At 65.4% G+C, this 26346-nt stretch carries 28 protein-coding genes and 19 tRNA genes; 33 read left to right on the plus strand and 14 right to left on the minus strand.

The features are described from left to right. Positions 1–4 precede the first annotated feature (4 nt). From ACAM55_RS27665 to ACAM55_RS27710, 10 genes are all read right to left on the minus strand, one after another. The gene (locus tag ACAM55_RS27665; protein ID WP_369657455.1) at positions 5–697 is read right to left on the minus strand and encodes an aspartate/glutamate racemase family protein; all 693 of its coding nucleotides are present in this window, start codon (positions 695–697) and stop codon (positions 5–7) included. Next, entirely contained in the window at positions 694–1167 is a 474-nt protein-coding gene (locus tag ACAM55_RS27670; RefSeq protein ID WP_369657456.1) for an Lrp/AsnC family transcriptional regulator, read from the minus strand. Before ACAM55_RS27670 ends, ACAM55_RS27665 begins: the two co-directional genes overlap by 4 nt. A gap of 62 nt (positions 1168–1229) precedes the next feature. Further along, a complete protein-coding gene (locus ACAM55_RS27675) occupies positions 1230–1544 on the minus strand; it encodes a GFA family protein (protein ID WP_369657457.1) in 315 nt (104 codons plus the stop codon). 65 nt (positions 1545–1609) lie between these two features. Beyond that, positions 1610–2401, minus strand: a complete 792-nt coding sequence (locus ACAM55_RS27680) for an amino acid ABC transporter ATP-binding protein (RefSeq protein WP_369657458.1) — start codon at positions 2399–2401, stop codon at positions 1610–1612. A 1-nt stretch (position 2402) separates the two neighbouring features. Beyond that, positions 2403–3197, minus strand: a complete 795-nt coding sequence (locus ACAM55_RS27685; RefSeq protein ID WP_369657459.1) for an amino acid ABC transporter permease — start codon at positions 3195–3197, stop codon at positions 2403–2405. Between the two features lie 13 nt (positions 3198–3210). Continuing rightward, positions 3211–3951 carry a transporter substrate-binding domain-containing protein gene (locus tag ACAM55_RS27690; RefSeq protein WP_369657460.1) on the minus strand — a complete coding sequence of 247 codons (741 nt, stop codon included), beginning with the start codon at positions 3949–3951 and terminating at the stop codon, positions 3211–3213. Positions 3952–4311: 360 nt separating this feature from the next. Beyond that, a complete protein-coding gene (locus ACAM55_RS27695; protein WP_369657461.1) occupies positions 4312–5568 on the minus strand; it encodes an NAD(P)/FAD-dependent oxidoreductase in 1257 nt (418 codons plus the stop codon). 56 nt (positions 5569–5624) lie between these two features. Then, a complete protein-coding gene (locus ACAM55_RS27700; protein ID WP_369657462.1) occupies positions 5625–7376 on the minus strand; it encodes a thiamine pyrophosphate-binding protein in 1752 nt (583 codons plus the stop codon). A gap of 90 nt (positions 7377–7466) precedes the next feature. Then, positions 7467–8600, minus strand: a complete 1134-nt coding sequence (locus ACAM55_RS27705) for a saccharopine dehydrogenase family protein (protein ID WP_369657463.1) — start codon at positions 8598–8600, stop codon at positions 7467–7469. A gap of 177 nt (positions 8601–8777) precedes the next feature. Beyond that, entirely contained in the window at positions 8778–9560 is a 783-nt protein-coding gene (locus tag ACAM55_RS27710) for a DUF899 domain-containing protein (protein ID WP_369657464.1), read from the minus strand. A gap of 182 nt (positions 9561–9742) precedes the next feature. On the opposite strand from ACAM55_RS27710, the gene ACAM55_RS27715 reads away from it, so the two are divergent. The 3 genes from ACAM55_RS27715 to ACAM55_RS27725 all read left to right on the plus strand — a co-directional run bounded on the left by ACAM55_RS27715 (position 9743) and on the right by ACAM55_RS27725 (position 12425). Further along, entirely contained in the window at positions 9743–10231 is a 489-nt protein-coding gene (locus ACAM55_RS27715) for an NUDIX hydrolase (protein WP_369657465.1), read from the plus strand. Between the two features lie 263 nt (positions 10232–10494). Beyond that, positions 10495–11757, plus strand: coding sequence for an MFS transporter (locus ACAM55_RS27720; protein ID WP_369657466.1), 1263 nt, complete (start codon positions 10495–10497; stop codon positions 11755–11757). Positions 11758–11867: 110 nt separating this feature from the next. Further along, positions 11868–12425, plus strand: a complete 558-nt coding sequence (locus tag ACAM55_RS27725) for a hemerythrin domain-containing protein (protein WP_369656491.1) — start codon at positions 11868–11870, stop codon at positions 12423–12425. A gap of 82 nt (positions 12426–12507) precedes the next feature. Here ACAM55_RS27725 and ACAM55_RS27730 read toward each other — a convergent pair whose 3' ends face one another. Next, positions 12508–12882, minus strand: coding sequence for a hypothetical protein (locus ACAM55_RS27730; RefSeq protein ID WP_369656492.1), 375 nt, complete (start codon positions 12880–12882; stop codon positions 12508–12510). Positions 12883–13536: 654 nt separating this feature from the next. Here ACAM55_RS27730 and ACAM55_RS27735 point away from each other — a divergent pair. From ACAM55_RS27735 to ACAM55_RS27835, 21 genes are all read left to right on the plus strand, one after another. Beyond that, positions 13537–13613 (plus strand) — tRNA-Gly (locus ACAM55_RS27735). Positions 13614–13762: 149 nt separating this feature from the next. Continuing rightward, positions 13763–13847, plus strand: a tRNA-Leu gene (locus ACAM55_RS27740). Between the two features lie 10 nt (positions 13848–13857). Continuing rightward, positions 13858–13933 (plus strand) — tRNA-Trp (locus ACAM55_RS27745). Between the two features lie 9 nt (positions 13934–13942). Continuing rightward, positions 13943–14019 (plus strand) — tRNA-Thr (locus ACAM55_RS27750). A gap of 102 nt (positions 14020–14121) precedes the next feature. Next, positions 14122–14200 (plus strand) — tRNA-Met (locus ACAM55_RS27755). 43 nt (positions 14201–14243) lie between these two features. After that, a tRNA-Gln gene (locus ACAM55_RS27760) sits at positions 14244–14321 on the plus strand. A 17-nt stretch (positions 14322–14338) separates the two neighbouring features. Next, positions 14339–14415: transfer RNA gene (locus ACAM55_RS27765), tRNA-Pro, on the plus strand. 95 nt (positions 14416–14510) lie between these two features. Further along, positions 14511–14600: transfer RNA gene (locus tag ACAM55_RS27770), tRNA-Ser, on the plus strand. Positions 14601–14608: 8 nt separating this feature from the next. Further along, positions 14609–14684: transfer RNA gene (locus tag ACAM55_RS27775), tRNA-Ala, on the plus strand. Positions 14685–14692: 8 nt separating this feature from the next. Next, a tRNA-Asp gene (locus ACAM55_RS27780) sits at positions 14693–14767 on the plus strand. A gap of 142 nt (positions 14768–14909) precedes the next feature. After that, positions 14910–14987 (plus strand) — tRNA-Arg (locus ACAM55_RS27785). A 7-nt stretch (positions 14988–14994) separates the two neighbouring features. Beyond that, a tRNA-Tyr gene (locus tag ACAM55_RS27790) sits at positions 14995–15079 on the plus strand. A gap of 6 nt (positions 15080–15085) precedes the next feature. Then, positions 15086–15161: transfer RNA gene (locus tag ACAM55_RS27795), tRNA-Gly, on the plus strand. Between the two features lie 45 nt (positions 15162–15206). After that, positions 15207–15293: transfer RNA gene (locus ACAM55_RS27800), tRNA-Cys, on the plus strand. An 11-nt stretch (positions 15294–15304) separates the two neighbouring features. Beyond that, a tRNA-Arg gene (locus tag ACAM55_RS27805) sits at positions 15305–15380 on the plus strand. A 96-nt stretch (positions 15381–15476) separates the two neighbouring features. Beyond that, a complete protein-coding gene (locus ACAM55_RS27810) occupies positions 15477–15677 on the plus strand; it encodes a short-chain dehydrogenase (protein ID WP_369656493.1) in 201 nt (66 codons plus the stop codon). A 36-nt stretch (positions 15678–15713) separates the two neighbouring features. Continuing rightward, positions 15714–15790: transfer RNA gene (locus ACAM55_RS27815), tRNA-Asn, on the plus strand. Positions 15791–15801: 11 nt separating this feature from the next. Continuing rightward, positions 15802–15876, plus strand: a tRNA-Ile gene (locus tag ACAM55_RS27820). Between the two features lie 8 nt (positions 15877–15884). Further along, a tRNA-His gene (locus ACAM55_RS27825) sits at positions 15885–15958 on the plus strand. A 15-nt stretch (positions 15959–15973) separates the two neighbouring features. Then, a tRNA-Leu gene (locus ACAM55_RS27830) sits at positions 15974–16060 on the plus strand. Between the two features lie 74 nt (positions 16061–16134). Beyond that, positions 16135–16698, plus strand: coding sequence for an HNH endonuclease (locus ACAM55_RS27835; protein ID WP_369656494.1), 564 nt, complete (start codon positions 16135–16137; stop codon positions 16696–16698). A 113-nt stretch (positions 16699–16811) separates the two neighbouring features. Here ACAM55_RS27835 and ACAM55_RS27840 read toward each other — a convergent pair whose 3' ends face one another. After that, positions 16812–17069: a hypothetical protein gene (locus ACAM55_RS27840; RefSeq protein WP_369656495.1), complete on the minus strand. Its 258-nt coding sequence runs from the start codon at positions 17067–17069 to the stop codon at positions 16812–16814. 174 nt (positions 17070–17243) lie between these two features. Here ACAM55_RS27840 and ACAM55_RS27845 point away from each other — a divergent pair, with 174 nt between their 5' ends. From ACAM55_RS27845 to ACAM55_RS27860, 4 genes are all read left to right on the plus strand, one after another. Beyond that, positions 17244–17600, plus strand: a complete 357-nt coding sequence (locus tag ACAM55_RS27845) for a hypothetical protein (RefSeq protein ID WP_369656496.1) — start codon at positions 17244–17246, stop codon at positions 17598–17600. Between the two features lie 22 nt (positions 17601–17622). Continuing rightward, positions 17623–18201 (plus strand): zeta toxin family protein, encoded by a 579-nt coding sequence (locus ACAM55_RS27850; protein ID WP_369656497.1) that lies wholly within the window; start codon positions 17623–17625, stop codon positions 18199–18201. A 115-nt stretch (positions 18202–18316) separates the two neighbouring features. Beyond that, a complete protein-coding gene (locus ACAM55_RS27855; RefSeq protein ID WP_369656498.1) occupies positions 18317–18601 on the plus strand; it encodes a hypothetical protein in 285 nt (94 codons plus the stop codon). Positions 18602–18719: 118 nt separating this feature from the next. Continuing rightward, positions 18720–19115 carry a Rid family detoxifying hydrolase gene (locus ACAM55_RS27860; protein ID WP_369656499.1) on the plus strand — a complete coding sequence of 132 codons (396 nt, stop codon included), beginning with the start codon at positions 18720–18722 and terminating at the stop codon, positions 19113–19115. A 55-nt stretch (positions 19116–19170) separates the two neighbouring features. Here the strand turns inward: ACAM55_RS27860 and ACAM55_RS27865 are convergent, their stop codons facing one another. Beyond that, positions 19171–19542, minus strand: a complete 372-nt coding sequence (locus ACAM55_RS27865; RefSeq protein WP_369656500.1) for a hypothetical protein — start codon at positions 19540–19542, stop codon at positions 19171–19173. A gap of 162 nt (positions 19543–19704) precedes the next feature. On the opposite strand from ACAM55_RS27865, the gene ACAM55_RS27870 reads away from it, so the two are divergent. Further along, on the plus strand, positions 19705–20079 hold the full coding sequence (locus ACAM55_RS27870; RefSeq protein WP_369656501.1) for an iron chaperone: 375 nt from the start codon (positions 19705–19707) through the stop codon (positions 20077–20079). Between the two features lie 24 nt (positions 20080–20103). Here ACAM55_RS27870 and ACAM55_RS27875 read toward each other — a convergent pair whose 3' ends face one another. Further along, positions 20104–20526 (minus strand): DUF1801 domain-containing protein, encoded by a 423-nt coding sequence (locus ACAM55_RS27875; RefSeq protein WP_369656502.1) that lies wholly within the window; start codon positions 20524–20526, stop codon positions 20104–20106. A gap of 85 nt (positions 20527–20611) precedes the next feature. On the opposite strand from ACAM55_RS27875, the gene ACAM55_RS27880 reads away from it, so the two are divergent. From ACAM55_RS27880 to ACAM55_RS27895, 4 genes are all read left to right on the plus strand, one after another. Further along, positions 20612–21763, plus strand: coding sequence for an exonuclease SbcCD subunit D (locus tag ACAM55_RS27880; RefSeq protein ID WP_369656503.1), 1152 nt, complete (start codon positions 20612–20614; stop codon positions 21761–21763). Positions 21764–21766: 3 nt separating this feature from the next. Continuing rightward, the gene (locus ACAM55_RS27885) at positions 21767–24427 is read left to right on the plus strand and encodes a GTP-binding protein (protein WP_369656504.1); all 2661 of its coding nucleotides are present in this window, start codon (positions 21767–21769) and stop codon (positions 24425–24427) included. Between the two features lie 133 nt (positions 24428–24560). Beyond that, positions 24561–25499 (plus strand): Ku protein, encoded by a 939-nt coding sequence (locus tag ACAM55_RS27890; protein WP_369656505.1) that lies wholly within the window; start codon positions 24561–24563, stop codon positions 25497–25499. Then, positions 25496–26338, plus strand: coding sequence for a tetratricopeptide repeat protein (locus tag ACAM55_RS27895; protein WP_369656506.1), 843 nt, complete (start codon positions 25496–25498; stop codon positions 26336–26338). Before ACAM55_RS27890 ends, ACAM55_RS27895 begins: the two co-directional genes overlap by 4 nt. Positions 26339–26346 lie beyond the last annotated feature (8 nt).

The following is a 26346-nucleotide window of genomic DNA, read 5'->3' on the forward strand; positions in this document are numbered from 1 at the left end:
GCGGTCAGCGCCGCGGATGCTGCGCCGCGTTCCCGGCGTACCAGGCTTCCAGGATCAGGGTCTCGATGTCGTGCACTTGGCGGCCGACTGCGGCGGCCACGCTTTCGCGGTAGGGCGGCATGTTCGTACATTCCAGCACGATATTCTCGACGGCGGGCGATGCTTCGATCAAACGCACGGCTGCGTCGATGACGTTGCGCTGTGCTTCGGCAAGGTCGAGCACGGTGTCGTTGTTCAGAATGCGGCGATGAAATTCGCAGCCCGGGCGCACGCCCGCGAGGGGCGTTCCCGCGGGCACGCCGGCCGCTTGCAGAATCTGCGGGGTCAGCGATGCGGCATCGAAAGTGACGATGCCCGGGTTTGCATGGCGCCGCACCTGCAGCAGGCTCGAGGTCAGCACCGGCACCGGAACCGCCTTCGAAAGCTCGTCCTGGTAGGCGGCCAGGAAGCCGCAGCTGGTGGTGATCATCGACGCACCGTCTGCAACCAGTCGCACCGCGGCGTCGACGAAGGGCTGGATCAGGCGCGGATCGGCCTCCTCGACGATGCGCCTGGGCGAAGCGCCTTCCACGGTCAGGAAGCGTACGGGGATGCCTGCCCTTGCATAGGTGTCCGGATTGCCGACGTCGCCTGGCGGCCGCGGAAAGCGCGTGTCGAGCATCAACACGCCGAGGAAGCCTGGTGCCGCAGCGGTCATGGGGCGGGCCCGGGAACTGTGGAGATCGCGCTTCGGCGGTCGATTTTCCGGCTCAGCACGATGGACGTCTGCGTCTGGTTGATGCCGTCGAGCTGGCCGAGTTGGTCCAGCAGGATGTCCAGCTTTTCGGGCGTCTCGCAGCGCAGGAAGAGCATGTAGTCGAACTGGCCGCTCACTGCCGAAAGTTCCTCCACTTCCGGCACGCGTTCGAGCGCCCGGATCACGGCTGGAGCACTCTTCGCATTGACGCTGATGCCGCAGATCGCGCGCACTGCGGCATGTTCCAGCTTCTGTCCGAGCCGCACGCCGTATCCCGCAACCACGCCGTCGCGTTCGAGCCGGGCAATGCGTGCGACGACGGTGGTGCGTGCGATCTTGAGCTTTCGCGCCAGGTTGGCGGCGGGCTCCCTGGCATTTGCCTGCAGCAGGCTCAACAGGTGGCGGTCGAGGTCATCCAGTCTTCCATCCATCGCACTGCCTCATAAGATTGATTGATTGGAGCCGAATGCTACGGCAGTGCGCGCACGGAGGGTCATGCGACCCAGCCACGACCATCGTGAAGAGAGACTTCGACCCGCGCGTCCTGCACCGCGTCGACGCAATGCAGGTTGACGTTGACCTGTTCGGGGGCCGATCGCGGATGGCAATGCGTATGAATGCCGCACGTCTTGCAAAAGAGATGGTGTGCGCGCCCCGTGCCGAACTGGTAGCTCGACAGCCGCCCTGCGCCCGAGAGCAGGCGGAAGTGTTTCGCCGGCACGCGGTGGTGCAGTGCCGCCTTGCGCACGCAATAGCTGCAGTTGCAGCTCACGCCCTTCAACGACGCCAGCAAGAATTCGAAGCGCACCGCGCCGCAATGGCACCACCCTTGCTGCCATGCGTGGGCTCCTACTGTCGGATGCTCGCCGGCCACTATGTGATGGCCGGCTCTGGCGTGCCTGCGGATGCCTTGAAGCGGCCCAGGAAGGCGCGCGTCGATTCCTGCTGCGGGTTGTCGATGACGATGCTCGGCGGACCGGCTTCCGCAACGACGCCGTCGCGCATGAAGATCACCTGGTCCGCTACCTCGCGCGCAAAGCCGATTTCGTGGGTGACGAGGATCATGGTCATGCCTTCCTTTGCCAGGCCCTTGATGACGGTCAGCACCTCACCGACCAGTTCGGGGTCCAGTGCCGACGTAGCCTCGTCGAAAAGCATGACGTTGGGTTTCATCGCCAGCGCGCGTGCGATCGCCACGCGCTGCTTCTGCCCGCCCGAAAGCTTGTCGGGGTAGTAGTCGGCGCGCTCGAGCAGCCCGACCTTTTGCAGCAGCGCCCTGGCTGCGGCTGCCGCCTCTGCCTTCGGCGTCTTGAGCACGGTGACAGGGCCTTCCATGACGTTCTGCAGCGCAGTCATGTGCGGAAACAGGTTGAAGTGCTGAAACACCATCCCGGTGGAGGCGCGAAACTTCGCGAGCTTGCGTTCGTTCGGCAGCGCCGTTTCCTTGCCGCTGAACTGAATCGTCTGTTCACCGACAGCGATGCGTCCGCCGTCCGGAATCGTCAACAGGTTGATGCAGCGAAGCAGGGTGGATTTGCCGGAACCCGAGGGCCCGATCATGGCGACCACCTGGCCGCGTTCGATCTTCAGCGAGATGTCCTTGAGCACGACGTGGGCGCCGAAGGACTTTCGGAGTCCAGTGATTTCGATCACGGCTTGGGTCATGTCAGGCTTCTTTCGCCACGCCGTATTCCATGCGCTTGGCCCAGATCGTGACGGGCAGGAGCACGGCGAAATAGGCAATCGCAATGAACGTATAGAGCTCGAGCGGGCGGTAGGTGTCGTGCGCGATGACCTGGCCCTGATAGAGCAGGTCCGGCACGGCCAGCACCGAGAGCAGCGAGGTGTTCTTCAGCTGCATGATGGATTGGTTCATCAGGGGCGGCACCATCTTCTTGAACGCCTGCGGAAGCACGATGCGGCGAAGCAGTTGCAGGCGCGTCATGCCGAGGGCCTTGCCCGCTTCGGTCTGGCCCGAGTCGATGGAGATGATCCCGCCGCGCACGATCTCGGAATAGAACGCGCCGCCATAGAGCGTCAGGCAGAGGGTGGCCGCGGCCGTTGCCGAGAGTTCAAGGCCGGTGAGCACGGGCAGTGCGTAATAGAACCAGACGAGCTGCACCAGAACCGGCGTGCACCGGAACACCTCGATATAGGCCCGCAGCGGCGCGGTGATGTACGGGTTGTTGGAGAGCCGTCCCAGCCCCGTCACCAGGCCCACCAGCAGCCCGAGCACCACGCAGACCACCGTGAAGAGCAGTGTGTAGAGCAAGCCGCTGATGAGGAGCGACCGGTACTTCCACAGCACGCCGAAGTCCCAGTCGTAGCCGGCGGATGCGGCGCTTCCGCCCGCGAAGTGCTTGACCAGGGCCCAGGCGCCGGCGAGCGCGAGAACGACCATCAGGGCGATGCCCAGTCGAGATCGCGACTTGGGCGACTCCCGCGTTTCAACGTATTCCATGGGAGGCTCCGCCTCAGAACTTGATTTCGGGCGGGAATGCGCTGGCGGGAACGCCGGCGAGTTTTTCCATGTTCTTCAGGATCACGCTTCGGACCTCGCCCTTGGCGCGAACTTCGCCCAGCCAGGTGTTGACCGCCGTCTGCATCGCTGGATCGGTTTCCTTGCGCAGCCCGATGCTCACGGGCGCGGTGTAGACCGGTGTCGGGATCTGCATCACCCCGACGTTGGCGCGCTTGGCCAGCAGCGGCTGCGCCAGCAGGATCACCAGGATCTGGCAGTCGGCGCGGCCGGCTTGCAGCGCGAGCGTTGCGGACCCCGAGTTTTCGAGGCGCTGCACTTCTGCCTTCGGAAGAATGCGCGTGGCCAGTTGGTCATGGCTCGAGCCTACGTCAACCACGATCTTGTTTTCCGGCGCGTTCAGCTGCTCCCAGGTCTTGGTCGGGAACCCCTTCTTGCACACGGCGGTGTAGGTGTTGTCGAACAGGGTGTCGGAGAAGTTCACAACCTCCTTGCGCGCCGGCGTCGGCGCCATGCCGAACATCGCGTCAATCTTGTTCGATTGGAGGTCGAGCACCGCGTTTCCCCAGGTCGTTTCCACGTACTCGACCTTTGCACCGAACTTCTTGGCCAGGCTTTCGGAGAAATCAGGGCCGAAGCCCTCCCACTTGCCCGAAACGAGATCCTTGTTGAAGTAGGGAATCGCGCCGGCAATCGCGCCGACCCGCAGGACCTTGGTCCGTTGAACGCGGGCCATCGAACTTTCCGGCTCCTGTGCAGCGGTGAGGGTCAGGGTGCATGCGCTCGTCAGTGCGAGGAGGATGCGAAGGAACGCTCGTTTTTCAATCATAGGTATCTCCAAGCAAAAAGCTCGCCATCAAACAATTGGAAAGAAGGCCTCAGCCCGCGACTGAAGTCTAGAAGTCATGATAGTCACGAGCAATGTGACAGTTCGTCAGGATGACGGGAAGTTCTCGTCATACCGTCACTCCGGGCAGGCAAAACGTCCATTTTTGATCGAAAACCCATGAATGTCCCCGACCCGCACCATGAGCAGGCTCCAGGTTCCAGACCGATGCACTCCCGTGTCGAGTCGACGCGAAGGCACTGACGTCTTTCAGCCGAGAAACCGGGAAGGCCGGAACGGCGCAGGATCGAACGCGCAGGTCTCACCGGCCATCATCGATCCAAGGAGCGCGGCCGTCCCCGGGCCGGCGTTGAAGCCGATGTGTTGATGGCCGAACGCGAGCCACAGGCCTGGGCGGCCGGGGCATTCGCCGATGATAGGACGGCTGTCCGGCAGCGTGGGCCGGCTGCCGAGCCAGGCCTCTTTTCCAAGCCGGCCTTCGAGCGGAAACGCTTCGCGCGCCGCCTGTTCGGCCAGATCCAATTGCGCGAGGTTTGGAGGTGCAGCGCGATCGGCCAGCTGCACGCCGGTGGACAAGCGCAGGCCTTGCTCCATCGGCGACAGCACGTAGCCCCCGCCCGTGTCGTAGACCGGGCGCGCGAGCGAGGCACCGCTGGCGGCCCGATAGTGCATGTGGTAGCCGCGCTCGAACGCCATCGGCACCGCGAGGCCCAGCGACTTCTTCGCGAACTCCCGGGTCCAGGGGCCCAGTGCGAGCACCACGCGCGATGCCTCGTGAACCGTGCCGGCGTCCTCGGTCACTTGCCAGGCCTCGCTGGTGTTCGAACGGCGAAGCGCGCCGATTGAAGCCTGTCGGATACGGCCGCCGCGGGCAGTGAAAAGCCGTGCATATGCCTCGACCACCTGGCCCGGACTGTCCACCGACCAGGTGTCGCGAATCCAGAGTGCGCGGGGGAACAGCGGCTTCAGATGCGGTTCGAGTTCCGCAAGCTCCCGCGCATCGAGAACCTGCGTTGCGATGTCGAACTTCTCGAAGGTGTCCCGGGAGAGCCGGCTGCCGAGAAATCCTGCCTCGCTGCGGTAGAGAAAGAGCCATCCGGTCGTGCGCAGGCGATGCGCCGCACCCGCTTCGGTCAGCAGCCGTTGGTGCTCCCTCGTCGAAAGCCGGATCAGCGCGTCGAGCGCCGCAGTCGTTTCATTAAAGACCGAGGTGCGCGTGTTCGACAAGAACTTCAACGCCCACGTCAGGTTCTTCGTGAGGAAAAGCGGGTCGTAGCGAAAGCTCGCGGACCTGTTCTTCAGCAGCTTGGGAAGCGTCGACCACAACGCGGGATGGTTGAAAGGCATGAGCGAGCTGCGGGCAATCACCCCGGCGTTGCCGTAGGAGGTCTCGCGGCCCGGCCCGGTCCTGTCGAAGATGGTCACGTCGAAACCCCGTCGCTGGAGTTCGAGGGCACACGAAACGCCGACGATTCCGGCGCCCAGCACGGCAACAGTGTTCTTCATCCAGGCCAATCAGTTCATTCACCGAAAAGTCTATCGTGAACCGTTGGCATCGAGAGCTACAGGTAGGCCACGTCTTCCGGAGCCAGCGCCAACGGGTCGAGGTTCTTCCTGGCCAGCCAGGAGTAGACGGGCGGCACCCGGTCCGCCAGCGATTCGATGTGGATGTCCATGAGGCAGGGGCCGTCGTAGCCGAAGGCTTCGTCCAGCGCCTGGATCAGTTCACCGGGCGTGGTGACCGTCCAGGCCTTGATGTCGAAAGCCTCGGCGATGGCCTGGCCTCGCGGCGGCAGAAAGTCCACGCCGAAACACGCGTCGTGGCCCTTGAGCCGATGCAGCCCCTTGATCCAGCCGAAGCAGCCGTTGTTGAACAGCATCAGCAGTGCCGGCACCTTCTTGCGGACCAGCGTCTCGAGCTCGCCGACGGCCATGTTGAATGAGCCGTCGCCGAACATCCCGATCGGCCGGCGTGTCTTGTCGGCATACCAGGCGCCGACCACCGCGGGAATCGCGGAGCCCAGGCCGCCGAATGCGCGCGGAATCACGAACCGCGTGCGGCGGTCGCCGATGCGAAGAAAGCGCGTCATGTACGGCGTGGGCGTGCCGGCATCGGAAAGAATGTGCACGGCCTTGCCGTATTGCGCGAGCCGGTTGTTGAATTCGCGCACGACGCGCTCGGGCCGCAGCGGCACGTCGTCCAGCGAGAGCACGCTTTCGGCATGGTCCCAGAAGTTCGCGCGGTAGGCGTTGAGGTGGTCGACCCAGGGCGTGTGCTTCGAGGCGTCGAAATCAACAGGCGCTTCCTTCAGGATCTGCGTCAGGACCAGCTGCGCATCCGCCGCGATCGAGAGCAGGTTCTCGTAGTTGTTCGCGAGGCGCTCGGGGTTGATGTCGATCTGGACGACGCGCTTGTTGAGGGTCGACTTGGGGAAGGTCCACCCGACCGTGACGACGGAGCCCATGCGCGAACCGACGAAGATCACCAGGTCCGATTCCTCGATGGCGCGGTTGGCATGGGGATGAAAGCCGTTGTCGCCGATGACGCCGATGGCCAGTCGATGGTCGTCGGGCAGGGCGCCCTGACCCGTGATCGTGTTGACCACGGGCACGTTGAGCGCCGCGGCCACGTCGGTGAGTGCGCTGCCGGCACAGGAGCGGTTCACGCCGCCGCCGGCGACGAACAGCGGCCTCGAGGCATTCTGGAGCAGAGCAAAGAGCTCGCCCACCTTGCCCGGCGCGGGCGCCATGGGGTAGGCAGGGAAGGTCTTGCATTCAGGCTCGGCGTGCAGCGAGATCGTGTCGGGGTCGATGTCCGCCAGCAGCATGTCCTCCGGAATTTGCAGGTGCACTGCGCCGGGCGTGCCGGAGCAGGCCACGCGAAACGCGCGGCGAATGATCTCGGGCAGCTTCTCGGGTGACTTCACCTGCACCGACATCTTTGTGACGGGTTCGAAGAGCCTGGCGCAGTCGAGTTCAGTGATCATGCCGCGGCCTTCGCCGGGCAACGGGAGGTCGATGGTCAGCAGGATGACCGGCACCGAAGAAGCGTTCGATTCCGCGAGCGGTGGCAGCGAGTACATCGCACCGGCGCCGGAGGGGCATTCGAAGATGCCGGGCTTGTCGGTCAGCCGCGCATAGGCGTCGGCCATGTAGCCCGCGGAGCGTTCGTCGCGGGCCATGACATGTTCGATGTCGCCCTGGCGGCGTTGAAGTGCTTCGTAGAAGGGCACGTTGGTGTCGCCGGGAACACCGAAGAGAACGTCGACGCCGTAGTTGATCAACATCTGCACGAGCACGTCTGCACCACGCATGGCAAAACTCCAGTCCGGGATTGAAAAGAAAAGGGCGGCCGCCGGTGCGCGGGGAGCGGCGCTCCCCGGCGAGCCGGATGCGCGAAGCGCTCAGGCTTCGGCGAATTCTTTGTGCGCGGGGCTCGGCGCGCTCACGCCGAGCCCCTTGTAGTAGTGGCCCACGCGCGTCGCGAGAAACGCCTCGAGCGGTGCCTGCTCCTGCCCGACGAATCCGGCCCGCGGCAGCTTGCCCTTCAGCAGCAGCTCGAGCACGCCGACCACGCCAGCGGCCGTGGTGAGCTCAATAGCGGTGCGCTCCTTGCCGCGAAGCGTGGCGCCGAAGACCCGGCCCACGCGGGTTTCCTGCTCGAAGCGGCCCTCGCGCAGGCCCGAGGCCGAAGCGAACACGATCACCACGTCCTCGCGGCTGTGCGGCACCGCGTGCTCGAGCACCTGGCGCAGCAGGTCGCGGCGCTCGATCAGGCGCAGGTCGTGCAGCAGGAAGTTCATCGCATCGCGATGGCCCGGATAGCGAATGGTCTTGTAGTCGAGATTGCGCACCTTGCCGCGCAGCGTCTCGCACAGGGTGCCCAGGCCGCCCGAGGTATTGAAGGCCTCGAAGGCTTCCGCGTCGAGCGTGAAGGTCTCGTGGCCTTCGAGCGGCTGCACGGAAACGAGCTGGCCGTTCACGATGGCGTCGCACGCGTTGCAATATTCGTTGATGACGCCGTCGATGCTCCAGGTGAAGTTGTAGCGAAGGCTGTTGGTGGCATTGCGCGTCAGCGCGCCGACGCGAAGGCGCAGGTCGTACAGCTCGTCGAAGTGTCCCGCCAGGTGGCCGCCGAGCATCCCGATCACGCCGGGCGCGAGGCCGCTTTGCGGCATCAGCACCGAGGTGGCTTCGCCAGACAGCTGGCGGATGGCGTGGGTCGCGGCCACATCCTCGGTGAGGTCGAAGTAATGCACGCCCAACCTGGCGGCCTGCGTGGCGACCCGCGCGGCCAGGAAGAAAGGCAATGCGTTGATGACCACGGTGTGCGATGCCAGTTCGCTGGCGAGCGCGGCGTCGTCTTCGACGTTCAACGTGATTCGCCGGACCAGCGGATCGCTGGACGGCTTGCCCGCAAGTTGGTCGGCCAGCGTCACGGGCACACGGTGGTATTCGGCCACCATGTCGGCCACTGTGCTGCCCACTTTTCCTGCGCCCAGAACCAGGACGTTCCTGAGTTGTAGCTGCTTCGACATTTTGTTTCTCCAAGGAGCAGACTGGCTCCGTGAAGAAAATGTAGAAGCAATGGCTGGCAGCTGCCAGAGAGCAGAACGTCGAAAGCGCTGGCCGTCTCGCCGCTTCGACCAACTCCGGTGACGATTCGAAGTGCCGCCCTGGTCGAACTTCGAATCAAGAACGCGGCGGCACGCTGTTCATTCGCGTTGGGCCCGGAACGCGGCTTCCCCGGCGTCCGACACCTCGACCCACTTCTGGTCGGGTGCTGCTTCCGCGGCGTAGTTGTCGTGCCAGTTCCACCACTTGTAGGTCGGTGTCTGGGGGTAGCCCTCGGGCGAGTCTTCCCAGACCTCCTGCCGGCCCAGCGGCGTGATGTCGAGGTAATTCCAGGTGTTCCCCATCTGCTCGTCGCCGCGGTTGTTGGTGAAGTAAGTGCGGAACACGCGATCGCCATCGCGGAAGAACACGTTGGTGCCGTGCCACTCGTCGACGCCGAAGTCGGCGTCGAAACTGTCGGTGAGGGTGAACCACGGGATCTCCCAGCCCATGCGTGACTTGAGCCGAGCGATGTCCCTCTGCGGCGCACGCGAGACGAAGACGAGGGTGGTGTCGCGCGCGTTCAAGTGGGCGACGTGGGCAACCTGGTCGGCCACCATCGAGCAGCCCCGGCAGGCGTGGTCGGGCCAGCCGAACACGCCGGGCTCGAAGAAGGCGCGGTAGACGATCAACTGGCGCCGGCCGCCGAACAGATCCGGCAGGCTGGCCTTGCCCGCGGGTCCTTCGAATGCATACGCTTCTTCCACCGCCGTCCAAGGCATTCGCCGGCGCTCGGCGGCCAACGCGTCGCCTGCGCGGGTGTGGGCCTTTTCCTTCACGAGAAGTTGTTTGCGCGCGGCCTCCCACGCCTGGGGCGATACCACGGGGGGTGTCTGCATGGCGGGCTGCCCGCCTTTGGCTCCGTTCTGGATTGAGGTACTCATCGCTCAAATCTCCTGGTTCGGCGAACTCCTGCGCCTCATGGCCGAAGCGCGATTCATCCGCCGCTTGTTGGTGATCGCTCGTTATCGAGCCGGGAGAGACAGTTTGGCGCCGCAAGTCGAAGGCTGGGAGTAACAAGTGTGGCGGGATTGCAGAGGAGCCGCCGGCGCAGCCACGGCGCGGCATGGCGCGCCTGCCTCCGTCTGGCGACAATCGGCTGGCTATGAAAACCACCTCCTATGGCGTGCTCTTCTTCAACGAGCAAGGCCAGCTCCTGCTGGCGCACGCGACTGGCCAGCAGCACTGGGACATCCCGAAGGGCGGGGCGGAAGCGGGCGAATCCGCATGCGAGGCGGCCATCCGCGAAGTCAGGGAGGAGACGGGCATCGAGCTGACCGCGGATTCGATGGAGGAGCTCGGCCGCATGGCGTACTCGGCGCGCAAGGACCTGCACCTGTTCCGCGTCGTCCTGCACACGCGCGACTGCGACATTGCGGCCTGCAAGTGCACGAGCTTCTTTCCTCACCACGCCTCGGGCGTGATGACGCCCGAAGTGGACCGGTTCCGGTGGGTGGATATCGCAGACATACCGGCCTTCGCCGCGAAGTCGATGACGGCACTGCTTCGGAAGCTGCCGGGTTTCGAGGCGATGCCGCCTGAGAAATCCGGGTGAAGACGGCCGTCGCTGGCACCGCGGGAGCGGCGCGGCACGCTCTGCTACGATCCGGTCCACGGGAAAACAGCCTCCCGTTCTGCAAAGTCAGACGGTGTTCCGTCCAAGTGCTGGTGACTCATGATGGAGCTATTCATGGACACCGCCTTGCCTGACGCACCTCCTGCGCTTTCTGCGCGTCTGCAGCCTGTTTCCTTCACCCAAGTTCTTCGCCTCTGGCGCCATCTCGGCGTCGGCAGGCCGGATTCCTCGAAGGAAGCGCCATGAGTGCCACTCCCTTGTTCCGACCGGGCATCGTTCTGGCGCGCCTGCTGCCCCCGGGGGTCGACCCTGGCGCCTTGCCCTTGCTTGCCGCACGGGGGCTGCGCGCCTTCGGGGACGGGTACATGGCGGTGCTGCTGCCGGCCTACCTGCTGTCGATCGGCCTGGGCACGCTGGAGGTGGGCCTCGTCAGCACGGCGACGATGCTGGGTTCGGCACTTGCCACCCTCGCGGTGGGCGCGTGGGGGTATCGCTTCGCGGGCGGACGGTTGCTGCGCGGCGCCGCCTTGCTGATGGCGGCGACGGGCCTGGGCTTTGCGGGCCTGTCGTCATTCTGGCCGTTGCTGGTCGTCGCGCTGGTCGGCACGCTCAATCCCAGTTCTGGCGACGTCAGTGTGTTTCTTCCCCTCGAGCATGCCCGCCTGGCCGCGGCGGCACAGGGTCATGCCCGCACGGCACTGTTTGCGCGCTACAGCCTGTTGGGTGCGTTGTGCGCGGCGTTGGGCGCGCTGGCCGCCGCCGTGCCGGACTGGCTGGTTCGGCACAGCGAGTTCGCGAGGATCGACGCGCTGCGCGGGATGTTCGCGATCTACGCGGCCATTGGGCTCGCTGTCTTCTGGCTCTACCGGCATCTGCCCGCAGATGCCGGCGCCAACAGCGCGCAGAGCGCGCCTGTCGCACCGGCACCTCTTGGGCCATCGCGCCGCGTCGTGGTGCGATTGGCGGCACTCTTCAGCGTCGACGCGTTTGCCGGCGGACTGGCGGTCAACGCGCTGATGTCGCTGTGGCTGCTGGAGCGATTCGGACTCTCGCTGACGCAGGCTGGCGTGTTCTTCTTCTGGACCGGCTTGCTCGGTGCCGCGTCGCAGCTTGCCGCGCCTGTGGTCGCCCGACGCATCGGCTTGCTCAACACCATGGTCTTCACCCACTTGCCGGCCAACGTCTGTCTGGTGCTGGCGGCGCTGGTACCCAGCTTGCCCGTCGCGCTCGGCCTGTTGATGGTTCGCAGTGCGCTGTCGTCGATGGATGTGCCCACGCGAACGGCCTATGTGATGGCGGTCGTGACGCCGGCGGAACGCAGCGCCGCGGCGAGCTTCACCGCCGTGCCACGCAGCCTGGCCGCGGCCATCAGCCCCACGATCAGCGGCGCGCTGTTCGCGGCCGGGTGGATCTCGTTGCCGCTCATCGCCTGCGGGCTGCTCAAGATTTCCTACGACCTTGCACTCTGGCGGGCCATGCGGCGCGATCGGGTCGACGGCGAGTGAAGAGAGGAGGGCTTGCAGTGCCGCGCGCAACGATGTAGAACGATGGCATTAAGGACCAGATTCGCAAGCATTTCGAATAGATAGGTCGCTGGTCCAGAAGGAGATGAAGCATGTTGGCAGCCGAATGCGCGTGGGCCATCCTGCGCGCCGAGCACGCTCGCACCCGGGAGTTGTTGGCTCGGCTCACTACTGCGATGAAGGCGGAGCAGGATGAAGCGTGCGTCCGGCGACGGGCGACAACTGCGATCAGAGTCATCGAACGGCTCGAGGCCTTTGAAGAAGCAACGCATCGCCCCAAGGGCGTCGTCATGCTGGACATGCTGCGCGGACGGTCGAGCGAAGCTGACGAGCTTCTCGAGCAACTCGGTTCGGAAAGCGCATGCTGCAGCGATCTCCTCTCGCAAGCCAAGGCCGCCTTGAAGCTTGCCGAGGCCGGCGACATGAACGCAGCTGTAAAGGCCGAGGCTTTGCTGCAGCAGCACCGGCAGCTCATGTACGTGCATCTGGACAAGGAGGACACGCTTTTGCATTCGCAAACGGCGCTGCTGCTCACGGCAGAAGAATGGGTCGCCGTGGTCTCGTCCATTTCGAAGGAGGTAGGCGCTGCGAGAGAACGCGAACGTCGGCGACCACAACTTCACAGGCAAGCCTCGAAGCTTGCGTCGTGAGGAAGACCACCCGGTTGAGCAGGGTTCACGTCGTCCCCTTCGAAGACTGTCTCGCGCCGATCCTGCCGCCTTGCCGAAGACTTCAGGTTGCCGGGGGGCGCATGTTCTCCAGCAGGATGGTGCGCAGCGCGCGTTTGCCGCGCGCGTTCTGGGTTCGGTAGGCTTGGCGCGCCAGCTCGACGAAGCGCTCCTCCCCCGGATCGGGCAGGGATTCGGCACTTTGAACCGCATCGAGCCAGAGTGAAGGCTTGCCGCAACGAGTCTCGATCTGCCGCGCCAGTTTGTCCGAGATCACGCGACCCTTCTTGATCTGGCTCCACATGCTGGCCGAGATCTGCAGCTTCTCCGCAAACTTGGCGGCCAGGCCGATCGGCTCCGCCCCATTGGATGCATGCTCCGCCACAAAGTCGCCGAAGAGGAGGAGGACGTTGCTTCGGCGGACGGTTGGGAGTGACATGCTTCGGAATGCGTGCCGCAGGCACTGTGATCAACGGCCGCGATACAACGCGGCCGTGGTGAGAAAAAAACACGACGCCTCAAAAAGATGTTGCGCGGTGGAGTAAACCCAGTTTACATTACATCCATCGACGAAATTGCTTCGTCCCCGTTTCATCCGCAACCGACTTCGATTCATCGAGAACTCGCCACCCACTGGAACCATCGTGAAAGCAAACCTGACCTCACTGAACATTCGACCCGCATCGGGCCGGGCGTTCGTGCGCGTCTCGTTCTGTGGTGGTCACAGCCTGACGACAGCCGAGATGCATTCGCAGCTGAACTCCCTTTCCGCGATCCCGGCCAGCTTGTGGCTTGGACAGCAGTACGAGGATCAGCCGCACCCGGGTGGAGGTAGCGCGTAAGCGCAACCCTCCCAAGCTCTCTCACCAGAGGCCCGGATTCCGAAATGGATCCGGGCCTTTTTGTTTTTCTCACCTCACGTTGCGGATCTCGATCCGCACCCAACCGCGATTGGCGCTCACTGGTGCCGGCCGCCACAGCAGTGATCGTGCTGCCGTGAACTCACCCGCGCCAGCGGCGCCGGTGGGTGATCCTTAAAAATTTGCCGCGAGTCGCGCCCCTCACTGGTGGGGCCAGCGACTCGCAAAAACTTGCAGCCGTAGCTCAGTCAGGTAGAGCGCAACGTCGCCAACGTTGAGGCCGAGGGATCGAAGCCCTCCTGCTGCTCCATTTCGGGTGTGCCTTTGCAGCACCTCCAGAGGCCAACCGCGTCGGCGGCCTGGAGGGATGTGCACGGTCTGGACCCAACCATGTGCAGCGATGTCGACGTGAGCGCGCAAGCGCTCGAATCGCGTGAAGACACAACCGAAATGGAAACACCCCCGATGGCGGAATTGGTAGACGCACCGGATTCAGAATCCGGCGACGAAAGTCATGCAAGTTCGAGGCTTGCTTGGGGGACCACCAGCTTCTTGAGTGCCTAGTTCAACTGGCAGAACACCGGTCTCCAAAACCGACGGTTGAAGGTTCGACTCCTTCGGTGCTCGCCATCATTTCAAGCCCTTGTAGCTCAGAGGCCAGAGCAGTTCCCCTGTAAGGAAATGGTCGTCCGTTCGAATCGAGACCTTGGGCGCCACACTGTACTTTTCACTTTCTTGTCCCGTTCGACTTCGGGTGAGGTCAGCAGGTTTTCACCCTGCGCAGATGGGTTCGACCCCCATACGGGATACCACTTCTTCGCGCGGTAGGGGAGCCTGGTCGTCTTCGCGAGCTTCATGCGCTCGAGATCGCAAGTTCAAATCTTGCCCGCGCAACCATCGTTTTCTTCCAACTCTAGGTTGGTACGAATGCAATGCACATAGGCCGTTCGCCAAGCTGGACTAAGGCACCTGACTTTGACTCAGGCAATCGGTCGTTCGAATCGACCACGGTCTACCAGTAAATTGAGAGTACTTCCGTGTTTGGCGCAGTCTGGTAGCGCATCTGGTTTGGGACCAGAGGGTCGCAGGTTCGAACCCTGCAACACGGACCAACATAAGAGCGAGACAGGGCGATGCAGATCGTTCTCTCGTGGAAACCGGCCTCAAAGATTGGGAGGCGCCGGAACTCGTAACCGGAGATTTTGAAGGATCGTTGGCCGAGTGGTCCAAGGCGGCGGCTTGCTAAGCCGTGGTTACGTAAGGTGGCCCGCTGGTTCGAATCCAGCACGATCCGCCAGTTTCCCTGGAGATGTAGCTCAACTGGGAGAGCACCTGCCTTGCAAGCAGGCGGTTGACGACTCGATGCCGTTCATCACCACCATCTTTTTTGATCCGTTAACTCAGTGGCCAGAGTGCCTCCCTGTCTAGGAGGAAGCAAGGGTTCAACTCCCTTACGGATCGCCATACTTTGCAGTCCAAGCTAACCCGGTGGAAGCGCCTGTTTGAAGCACAGGAGGGCGAGGCTCGACACCTCGGGACTGCACCTGTACCTATGTGAACCTGGAAGGTCGCACCGCATCCTCCAATCTCATCAACCATTTTCCCTCCCGCGTTAGCTCAACTGGATCAGAGCACTGGCCTACGAAGCCGGGGGTTGCACGTTCGAATCGTGTGCGCGGGGCCATACACCTGGAGTGCGAGCAGCATGGGTGACTGCACTGGACTGTAAATCCGGCGTCTTTGGCATACGGGGTTCGAAGCCCTGGCACTCCACCATGACATGCATGCCTAAGGCCGAGCGGTTAGGCGGCGCCCTTCCAAGGCGTTCAGGCGGGCTCAACTCCCGCGGCCTGCTCCACTCCCTGCGTCGTGCCGAATGGCTGGTACGCATCGTTCCAGTTTCAACGAGGTAGCCAAGCGGTCGAAGGCGCCGGTTTGCAAGTCCGGTGAGCATTGCTCCACATGGGTCCGAATCCCATCCTCGTTTCCATCACGCAACCTGCCCTGCTAGCTCAAATGGACAGAGCCGCCGCCTTCTAAGCGGCAGGTGGGCCTTCGACTGGTCCGCGGGGCGCCATCCTTGTGCCGGCGGCGCGGCGTGCGTCACTGAAACATTTCGCCGGGATCCAGAGATCACCTGGCATCGCCCTGCTCGTTCGATTGGAGGACACCCATGCGACTCACCACCAGCCACCGCCGGCCGGCGAACCGCAATGCGGTGCCTGCCTCCAAGCCCCGCAACCCTGTTGTGCAGGCTGTCATGCATGGCCTCGGCACGATGACCGGGCAGCGCTACCGAGACGCCGAGCGCGCACGTGAACGCTTCGAGCAGCTCGACTTCGATCAGCGCGTGCGCGAGATCGGCGAGTGGTAGGCGGCGGCAGCGCGCCGTCTCCAACATCGACTTTTTTCCTCGATAGCTCAGATGGTAGAAGCGCCGCACTGTTAATGCGGATGTCCCTGGTTCGAGCCCAGGTCGAGGAGCCACACACCCTTTCAGCCGCATAGCTCAGTGGTAGAGCACCGTCTTGATAAGGCGGGGGCCGATGGATCGTTCCCATCTGTGGCTACCAGTTTCATGGCGGCCGTAGTTCAAGGATAGAACCGTGGGTTGTGATCCCGCTGATTCGGGTTTGAGTCCCGGCAGTCGCCCCATTCTTCTCATCCTGTCGCCGCGTGGCGGAATCGGCAGACGCGGTTGCTTCAAAAGCATCTGCCCGAAAGGGCGTGTCCGTTCGAGCCGGACCGCGGCGACCATCAGGTTCATTCGGTGCAGTAGCCAAGACACAGGAAATCCCGAAACGCTCGGCCATGAAAGGAGGCCGTCCATCATGAAACCCCAAGTTCTTCAGCTCGACATCCAGGGAACGCCGCAGGCCTGGATCTCGCTCGAGCAGGCTGCATCGCACTACGCCACAGGCGCCGTCGTCTGGGAAGACGGCTCAGGTCCGCTGGCGACGATGCGCGGGGGATTCAATGTGGCGCGAGGCGTGGCGTCGCGACTGGAGATTTCGCCGATCATCGCCCTCAAGGGCTGTGCGAAGGTGAACCTGTTCGATCACACGCCAGCCTTCAACCGCCGCAAGCTCTTCGTGCGCGATCGCTTCACCTGCGCCTACTGCGCGCAGCATTTCCGAGAGCAGGACCTTACGTGCGAGCACATCCTGCCCGAGAGCAGAGGTGGAGGCTGGGACTGGATGAACCTGGTGTCGGCTTGCCGCGCGTGCAACTCGGAGAAGGCAGACCGCCTGCCCGAGGAAGCCGGCATGAAGCTGATCTACCTGCCGTATGTGCCGAGCCGCTGGGAAGACTTCTTGCTGGAAGGCCGGAACGTGCGTGCCGACGTGCACGAGTGGCTCGCCAGCCGGCTGCCGAAGGGCTCGAGGCTCAACTGAAAAGGGCGCTCCGTGAGGGGCGCCCTTTTTTGCGTCGGTGCTGTGCGGAACAGGGGCGGGCGTGCTTGCGGAGTTTCTTCGCCACGGCGTTCCGCGAAGCGCGAACACGCCGCCTACGGCGGCCCGATCTGGACGAAGTCGCTGACCGACTCGAAGTTGTCGGCGGCCCATGCGCGCAGCGATTCAAGCGCCTCGGCTTCCGATGGCCCGAACGTCTGGTGGTGCTCCAGCGGCGTGGAATTGACCTCGTCCGGCGCGCGCGGCGCTCGGCGGTGGGGCATCCAGTACAAGGTCGCGGTGTAGCAGACGAGGTCCTCGGCGACTTGGACCAGGCCTGTTTGGTGGCCAATCTTCAGTTCATAGTAGGGCACGATGGACCTGCGTCGGTGGTTGAAATGTTAACTTTCGACTGTACGCGAGTAACCCCGTCAGAGGTCGGCCAGTGGCGGAAATGAGGCATTCGGGACTTCCCCAACCGGGTGAATGTGAGCAGGGTTGCAGAATGCCTCTGGTGGTTGCAAAATGGAACCTCTAAGGATTCTCGTATGAGCCAGGCCGTCAAGATTTCGGATATTGAAATGAAGGCGCTGCGAGACGCAGCGCGATTGAACAGCCGGTCGATCTCCGGCCAAGCCGAGCATTGGCTTCGCATCGGGCGGGCCATGGAACGCGATCCGGAGGTCGGTTATTCCCGGGTCGAGCTGGCCCTGCGCGGCCTCGAGCCGCTGTCGCTCGATGCGCTCGCCGAAGCCGAACAGGACGACTTCATCCAGGCCCTGGCCGACGCACCCGCTACTGCCGCTGAAGAAGACTTCTGGCGGGACCGCCGGCGCCGCGGCGTGGGTGTCGGGCTCGATGAGAAGGATCGATTGGTGTACGGCACACCCGCGGTGAAGCGTTGAGCGCCGCGTGAGCCGCCCGACGATGATCATGCTTGCCGGGCCGAATGGCGCCGGCAAGTCGACCTTCTATGAAATCGTCATACGTCCGCGAATCAAGGCGCTGTTCATCAATGCCGATCTGATCCAGCGCGAGGAACTCGGCGATCCGTCGATGGCCGCGGCCTACCGGGCGGCCGCCATCGCGGAGAGCCGCCGCAGGCAGGCGCTGGAGAAGGGCATCAGCTTCGTCTCCGAATCCACGTTCTCTCACGAGTCGAAGCTGGCGCTGATCCGCGATGCCCAGGCCGCGGGGTTTCGGGTCGTGGTCTATCACATCAACGTGCGCCGCGTGGAGCTTTCGGTCAGCCGGGTTGGGCAACGGGTGGAAGAGGGCGGACACGACGTGCCCGAAGACAAGATCAGGGAGCGGTTCGAGCGCAACCAGCCGCTGATCCGCGAAGCCGTGCTGCTGGCCGACCATGCTTTCGTGTACGACAACTCCGGGCTCAACATGCCGGCGCGGCGCCTCATCGCCTTCACCAAGGGCCAGCTGATCGCCGCCTCTGAAGACCTGCCGGATTGGGCCAGGGCGCTCTATGGCCCGGAGCTCCGGCTGGCTTGAGGCGACCTTCGCGTGCGCCCTCGGCCTACGCGGATCTTCGTTGCCGGCTGCGCAGGTTTGGCAAGAAGGTAGCCGAAGCTCGCAACACTCCAACCGCCCGACGAAAGGTCTTCCCATGAGCGCCAACGAGCCATCTCTCTCCGGACCCATTGCCGATGAACTGACGCCGCTGGAAATTTCCAAGGCGATGCTCGAGAGCGAAGAAGATCCGAACACCGCGCGGCCGCTCACGCCGCTGGGGCAGGCCGCTTCGGGCCTGGCGCCAAGACGCGCCCGCTCGTCATGGGCGCTTGCCCTGCGCAGCCCTGCGACCGCGTGGTGCGCCATCGCGGGGGTCGGCCTGATCGCGGCGTTGGTCTATGTGGCGCGAGAGCCTCGCCGGTCCCGGCGGGCGGGTTGACCGGCCTGGGGTAGCTCTCATTCTTGCTCGCTGGTCTCTTCAGGTGCATATTCCCCGATTCGGTTGCGGGGCCGGCGGCCGAAAGTCTCCCCATGCATCGGCCGCGCGGGAGAAAGCCATGCGCAAGACCATCGTCCAAACCGCGGAGGCCCCTTCCGCCGTCGGTCCGTACTCGCAGGGTGTGCTTCTCGACGGGTGGCTCTGGACGTCGGGCCAGGTGGCGCTCGATCCGGCGACCGGCGGGCTCGCGGGTGCGGATGCGGCCGCACAGGCCGACCGCGCGCTCAAGAACATCGAAGCGATTCTGCGGGCGGGAGGCTCGGGCCTCGACCGGGTGGTTCGCGCGACGGTCTACCTGACGAACATGGACGATTTCGCGTCCGTGAACTCGGTCTATGCGCGCTACTTTCCCAGCGCATTTCCCGCGCGGGCGTGCGTCGAGGTGTCACGCCTGCCCCTGGGGGCATTGGTGGAGATCGACGTGATTGCCAGGGCGACCGGTTCGCCTGAATGAAAAGCCGCAACAGGCCCCTTTTCCTCCTTGGCGGGCGGTCGAGGGGCTGGGGCGATCAGTCCCTGTCTTCGCGATAGTGGCGATAGTGCTCGCGGCGTTCCCACTCGCGGCGGCGCCATTCGCGGCGCTCCGCGCGACGTTCTTCCCAGCTCGGCCCCGGCTCGTAATAGACCGGTGCCGGTGCAACGTATGCAGGCGGCTGGTAGCGCACTGGCGGGGCTGGCTGGTAGTAGACGGGGGCCGGCGGCGAATACACGGGCGCGGGTTCATAGTAGACCGGCGCCGGCTCGCTGCTCACCACCACGCCCGGCACGGATACGCCAACCGACCAGCTCGTGCCGGCGCTGGCCGAGGCCACCGCGAAAAGAGCGCCGGCGGCCAACGCGCCAGAGAGGGCCAGCTTGAGGCCAGTTCGAGTCAAAATCATCGCATCTCCTGAAGATCTGGGAACAGTCCCGATGTACTTCCAACGCCTGGCCTCGCCGGGTCGCGCACATCGCAACGGTGAAGAAGGTTCCAAGATGTCACGAGAAACAGGGCATCCGGGCTGCGGATGACCGATCATGCGTCCAGCAGGGAAGCAAAAGAAATGGCAGCCCAACGTCCGGCGACCATCGACGAATACATCCGCGCGGCGCCGCGCGAGGGCCAGCCGCACCTGCGCCGGCTGTACGCGCTGCTCAAGGGCATTGCGCCCGAAGCCCAGGAGGCGATCAAGTGGGGCACCCCGTTCTTCGTGGAGCCGCGCTTCCTGTTCGCTTTTTCCGCGCACAAGGCACACCTCAACTTCACGCCCACAGCGGCGGGGCTGGAGCCTTTCGGCAAGGAACTGGAAGCGCACAAGACCACGAAGGGCATGCTTCAGGTTCCCTATGACCAGCCGCTGCCCGAAGATCTCATTCGCAAGATTGCCGAGCACCGGGTGCGGGCGCTGCGTGCGCGCGAAGACGACGCCTTCTGGTGACGCCACTGCGGCGGCAGCGCCTCCTCAGGACCTCGACTTCTTCGCAGATTTGGTGGACTTGGCCGCACTGTTGAGCGCGATCGCCTCGCGCACGAGCGCCTTGAAGGCGGACTCGTCGATTTTTTCGCCTTCATGGATGTCGATGGCGCGGCGCATGTTTCCGTCGAGGCTCGAATTGAAGAGACGGGCGGGGTCTTCCAGGGACGCGCCCTTGGCGAAGGTCAGCTTCACCTTGTCCTTGTAGGATTCGCCGGTACAGATGATGCCGTCGTGCGACCAGACCGGCGTGCCCATCCACTTCCATTCCTCGACGACTTCAGGGTCTGCGTCCTTGATGAGCTTGCGCATCCTGCCGAGGGTTTCGCCGCGCCAGCCGCCAAGATCGGCAATTCTTTGAGAGATGAGCTCCGATGCCGGCTGGCTTGGGCTCGCATCCGTTTTTTTCATGTTCTGATCCTGGAAGTTCTGCGGCCCAATTTCGACGTTGAAGATCCGCTGGCCGTCCGAATCTGCGGAATTTAACCGACCCCACATGACACGCTTTCTTCATTCCGCCGACTGGCAGATCGGCCGCCAGTTCGCAAGCTTCGATCCCGAGCATGCGCCGATCCTGGCCGAGGCGCGCATCACGGTGGTCGAGCGCCTCGCCGCGCTGGCCACCGAGCACCGGGTGGACGCCGTACTCGTCGCTGGCGACGTCTTCGACGTGCAGACCGTTTCGGAGCGCACGCTGCGGAGGCTCTTCAATGCGCTGTCGGGCTACGCGGGGCCCTGGCTCATGATTCCCGGCAACCACGACGCCGCCCTTGCCGAAAGCGTGTGGACGCGCGCGCAGCGGCTGGGCCTGGTGCCGCCGAACGTCCATGCGCTGCTGGTGCCCGAAGTACGCATGTTCCAGGCGCAGGGCTTTGCCGTGCTGCCCGCGCCGCTCGCGCAGCGCCACACCTACAACGACCTCACGGCGTGGTTCGACGCGGCCGAAACGCCCGCGGGCATGCTGCGCATCGGCCTGGCGCACGGCAGCGTGCAGGGCCTGCTCGCGGAGGACATCGACTCGGCGAACCCTATCGCGCCCGACCGTGCATCGACCGCGCGGCTCGACTACCTTGCGCTCGGCGACTGGCACGGCTGCAAACGCATCGATGCGCGCACCTGGTACGCCGGCACGCCGGAGCCGGACCGCTTCAAGGACAACGGATCGGGCCAGGCGCTGCTGGTGGACATCGCCGCACCGGGCGCCGAGCCGCAGGTGACCCCCCTTGCAGTCGCCCGCTTCCGATGGCGATCGATCGACGCGGCGCTGCAGGTTGCCAGCGATGGCTACGCGTTGATCGCCCGGCTGGACCCACTGGATTCGCACGACGTGGCCGCCCTGCGCGTGCAGGGCCAGGTCGACGTCGCAGGACTGCAGTGCCTGCAGGCGGCCATCGGGCGTGCGGAGGCGCGGGCCCGCCATCTGCAAGTCGATCTGTCGGCGCTGCGGCTCGTGCCCACCGACGAAGACATTGCCGGCCTGCAGGCCGATGGCTACCTGGGCGAGGTGGTGCAGGAACTGCGCGACGCGCAGGCCGGCCCCGATTCGCCCGAGGCGCGGATGGCCCAGGACGCACTGGCGCTGCTGGCGGCCGAATTGGCGCAGCGCTCACCGGCCGCATCCGCCGTGGCCTCCAAGGAGGGCGCCTAAGCCATGAAGCTGCAGATCACCCGCCTGCGCGTCGAGCAGCTGCGGCGCTTTCGCGCACCGCTCGAACTGGGTGGCTTCGAGCCCGGGCTCAACATCCTGGCCGCGGCCAACGAGGCCGGCAAGAGCACGCTGGTGCGCGCCATCCGCGCGGCCTTCTTCGAACGCCACCGCTCCACGGCCGTGGAAGACCTGCGGCCCTGGGGCGAGGGCAGCGGCGCGGCACCGCTGGTCGAACTCGATTTTCTGATCGACGGGCAGGGCCACCGGCTCGTCAAGAGCTTTCTCGGCAAGAAGCGCTGCACCCTTGCGGCCGGTGCGCGCTCCTTCGACGGCACCGACGCCGAGGACCACCTGGCCCAGCTGTTCGGCTTCTCGTTCGCCGGCAAGGGCGCGAGCAAGCCGGAGAACTGGGGCATCCCGGGCTTGCTGTGGGTGGAGCAGGGGCGCGGCCACGAGCTGGACGTCAGCCATGCGCGCGATCATCTGCATGACGCCCTTCGCGACCCGGGCGGCGATTCGGCCGCGGCACTGGCGGCGAGCGGCGGCGACGCGATTCTCGACAGCCTGCGCGCGCAGCGCGACGAACTCCTGACCTCGACCGGTAAGCCACGCGCCGCCTATGCCGAGGCCATAGCGCACATGGCCGCGCTGGAGGCGGAGCTCGGCGCCATCGATGCGCAAGTCGCCGCCTACCGCCAGCAGGTGGACCAGCTCGCGCAGATGCGCCAGCAGCACCAGGCCGACGAGATGGCCAGGCCCTGGGAAGCACTGCGCGAGCAGTTGTTGGCGGCCCAGCACCGCAACGATGCGCTGCAGGCGGGCCAGGAGCAGCTGCGCAACGACCGCGCGCGCCTGCGCCAGCTGCAGGAAACCCGGGAGCTGCTCGCGAAGGAACTGGCCGGCCTCGCGCAGCAGCAGACCGAAGCGCAAACGCGCGAGCGTGCCTGCGAAGAGACGGCGAAGCAGCTGCAGGACGGCGACGCCGCCGTGGCCCACGCGCGCCAGTACGCGGTTGAAGCCCAGCGCCGGGTCGACAGCGCCCGCGACGGCTGGCGCGCGGCGAGCCAGGAGGCCCAGCGCCGCCATCTGCAGCTGCTGCTGCAGCAGGCGCAGGCCGATGCAGCACGCAGTGCCGAAAGCCTGGCGCGCGCGGAGGAAGCCCATGCGCGACTGGCGGGCCTGCAAGCAACCGCTGCGGCGGCGCCGAAGATCCGCTTTGCCGACGTCGAGCAGTTGCAAAAGCTCGAGCGTGCAGAGCACGATGCCGATCTGCGCCGGCAGGCCGTGGCCACGCGGCTGCAGTTCGTGCTGCCGGAAGGCCAGGCCCTGGAACTGCAAGCGCGCAACGAGATGCACGACCTGCGCGGGCAGGGCGAACGGCTCATCGATGCGCCCGCCACGCTGCACCTGCCGGGCGGCGGCCGGCTGGTCATCACGCCGGGCGGCGACGACCTCGTGGCGCTCGCGCGTGCGCACGCCGATGCGCGCGACGCCATGCGCGCGGCGCTGCAGGCCGCTGGCGTGGACGACATCGCGCAGGCCCGATCGCGCCTCGGCGCCTCGGCCGATCTCGATGCGCAGATCAAGCTCGCGCAGCAGGCCCTGGGCATCGTCGCACCACGCGGATTGGAAGCGCTGCGCGGCGAGCTTGCGCAAGCCCAATCGCGCATCGCCACCGCGCGGGCGGCTTTCGAACGCCTGCCCGCGGCAACGGCCGGACTCGCCCTGTCGATCGAGGAAGCCGAGGCCGCACAGCAAGCCGCCGTGGCGGCCGAGCAGGCGGCCCAGAAGACGCTCGCTGAAGCGCAGCGTCGGCAATCCGCGGCGCAAGAGGCTAGCGCATCGGCCCGGCGCGAACTCGCGGCAGCGCAGGCGGCGCTCGCGGACCCGGGCCGGCAGCAGCGCCATGCCCAGGCCAGCCAGCAATGGCTGGCCGCGGGCGCCGAGGCCGAGGCGCTGAACGATCGCATCGACCAGACGAACGCCGACGTACAGGCCGCGCGGCCCGACATCGTGCTGCAGGACATCGACCGGCTGCAGCGCAGCATCGAGCAGGTCACGCGCGGCCATCAGCAGCGCCGCGACCAGTTGCTGCTGCTCGAAAACACGCTGCAGCTGTCCGGCGCGCAGGGCCTGGAGGAGCAGCGGGAGGCCGTGGCCGGACAGCTCGTGCAGGCACGGCGCCGGCACGCCGAGTTGCAGCGCCGCGCCGATGCGCTCGCGCTGCTGTGCCACAAGCTCGAGCAAAAGCGCCAGGCCACGCTGACCCGGCTGCAGGCGCCCCTGCAAACGCGCATGCAGCACTACCTGCCTCTGCTGATGCCCGGCGCGACCGTGCAGATGGACGCGGGGCTCGCGCCCGCCATGCTGACGCGCCTCGGCGCCGGTGGCGCTGCGGAAAGCGGCCAGTTGCACGAGTTAAGCTTCGGCGCGCGCGAGCAACTGCGGCTCATCAGCCGCTTCGCCTATGCCGACCTGCTGCAGGAGGCGGGCCGTCCGACGCTGCTGATCCTCGACGACGCGCTGGTCCACAGCGACGCTCCCCGGCTGGCGCAGATGAAGCGCGCGCTGTTCGATGCCGCGCAGCGGCACCAGGTGCTCCTGTTCACCTGCCATCCGGAGCACTGGCGCGACATGGGGGTCGCACTGCGGCCGCTGGCCTGACGGGGCTTGACAGGCGCTGCCAGTGCGGCGCCCGGCGCGTTTCACGCGCGGCCGACACATAACCGGCGAAGCGCGCCTCTTTTCGCGAGCGCCAAAAAGTGGCATGTTGTTCCCTCGTTCCGAGGAGCTCCAGATGGCCACTGCACGTTCTATCGCTTCGCTGTCGCTCGGCTTCGGCCTGGTTTCGATCCCGGTTCGCCTCTACTCGGCCACCGAGGGTTCGGCGACGGTGCATTTCAACCTGCTGTCCAAGGAGGGCGAGCGGGTCAAGCAGCAGTACGTTTCCGCCAGCGACCCCCAGAAGGTGGTTCCGCGCGCCGAGATGGTGAAGGGCTACGAATTCGAAAAAGACAAGTTCGTGATCTTCAAGCCCGAAGAGCTCAAGGCCCTGGAGGAAGGCGCGAGCCACCTCATCGACATCGTCGCCTTCATTCCGGCCGATGCGGTCGATCCGATCTACTACGACAAGCCGTACTTCCTCGCGCCCGACAAGCGCGGCGGCAAACCGTACAACCTGCTCAAGAAGGCCATGCTCGAAAGCGGCCGCTGCGCGCTCGCCAAATGGGCCTGGAAGGCGAAGCAGTACGTGGTCCAGGTGCGCGCCCAGGAGGAGGGATTGATTCTTCAGCAGCTGCTGTATGCGGACGAGGTGCGTTCGCTGCAGGACCTGGAGATCGAGCAGCTGGAGCCGAGCGCGTCGGAACTCAAGCTCGCGCTGCAGCTGATCGACCAGATCTCCGAGGAAAGCTACGACCCGACGATGTTCGAGGACGAGGAGAAGAAGCGCATCCTCGCCGCCATCGACGCGAAGATCGCGGGCGAGGAAATCGTGGCGACGGAGCATCCGGAGGATGCGGCCAGCGGGCAGGTGATCGATCTGGCCGAAATGCTCAAGGCCAGCCTTGCGCGCCATTCGACCTCGGGCCCGAAGGCGCGCCCGGCGGCGGCGAAAAGCAGCGCCAGCCCGCCGGCGGTCACGCCCTTGCGCAGTGTCTCGAGCAAGGCCAAGCGCGCGCCCAAGGCGCCCGAAAAGGCGGCTCCTGCCCCTTCACGCGCGCGCATGAAGAAGTGAAAGCCTCGACCGAATTCTCGTCGCCCTACACCCTGCGCGGCGTGGTCCAGCTGCTGGGCCTCACGCGGCATGCCGTGAGCAAGCTCATCGAGCTTGGCTTCGTCGCGCCGGTCAAGACGCCGGCGGGAACCTGGCGGTTCTCGTTCCAGGACGTGGTTCTTCTGCGTTCCGCCCATGAGCTGCGCGCCGCGCGCATCCCGACGCGGCAGATTCTGCGGTCCCTGCGGCAGCTGAAGGCCACGCTGCCCGCACAGATGCCGCTGGCCGGCATCCGCATCAAGGCCGAGGGCGACCGGGTGACCGTGCGCTCGGCCCATGCCCACTGGGAGCCGGACACCGGCCAGCTGCTGCTGGACCTGAGCGTCGAGCCCGGCACGGGCTCGGTGAGTTTCCTGTTCTCCCAACAGGGCCGGGCCCCCGACACCGCCGACCTCGACGCGCTCTTTGCACAGGCCGAGGCGCTGGAGTCCGCGGCGCCCCAGGCGGCCGAAGCCACCTACCGGCAGATCCTGAAGGAGGAGCCCGGCTACGCCCATGCCTACCTCAACCTGGGCTTCATGCTCTGCGAAGCCGGCCGGTGCGACGAAGCCGCGGACCTGTACGACGTGGGCGTCCGGCACTGCGGCGACGACCCTCTGATGCACTACAACCACGCGGTGGCGTTGGAGGGGGCCGGCCGCATCCAGGACGCGCTGGCCAGCTACGAGAAGGCCTTGCAGCTGCAGCCCGACCTGGCCGATGCCCACCAGAACGCCGCGCTGCTGTACGCCGAGCTGGGGCACAAGCAGCTCGCGATCCGGCATTTCAGCGCGTTCCGGCGTCTTCAGAGCAGGACGTAGTCGCCAGG

The sequence above is a fragment of the Variovorax sp. V213 genome, assembly GCF_041154455.1.
Taxonomy (GTDB): Bacteria; Pseudomonadota; Gammaproteobacteria; order Burkholderiales; family Burkholderiaceae_C; genus Variovorax.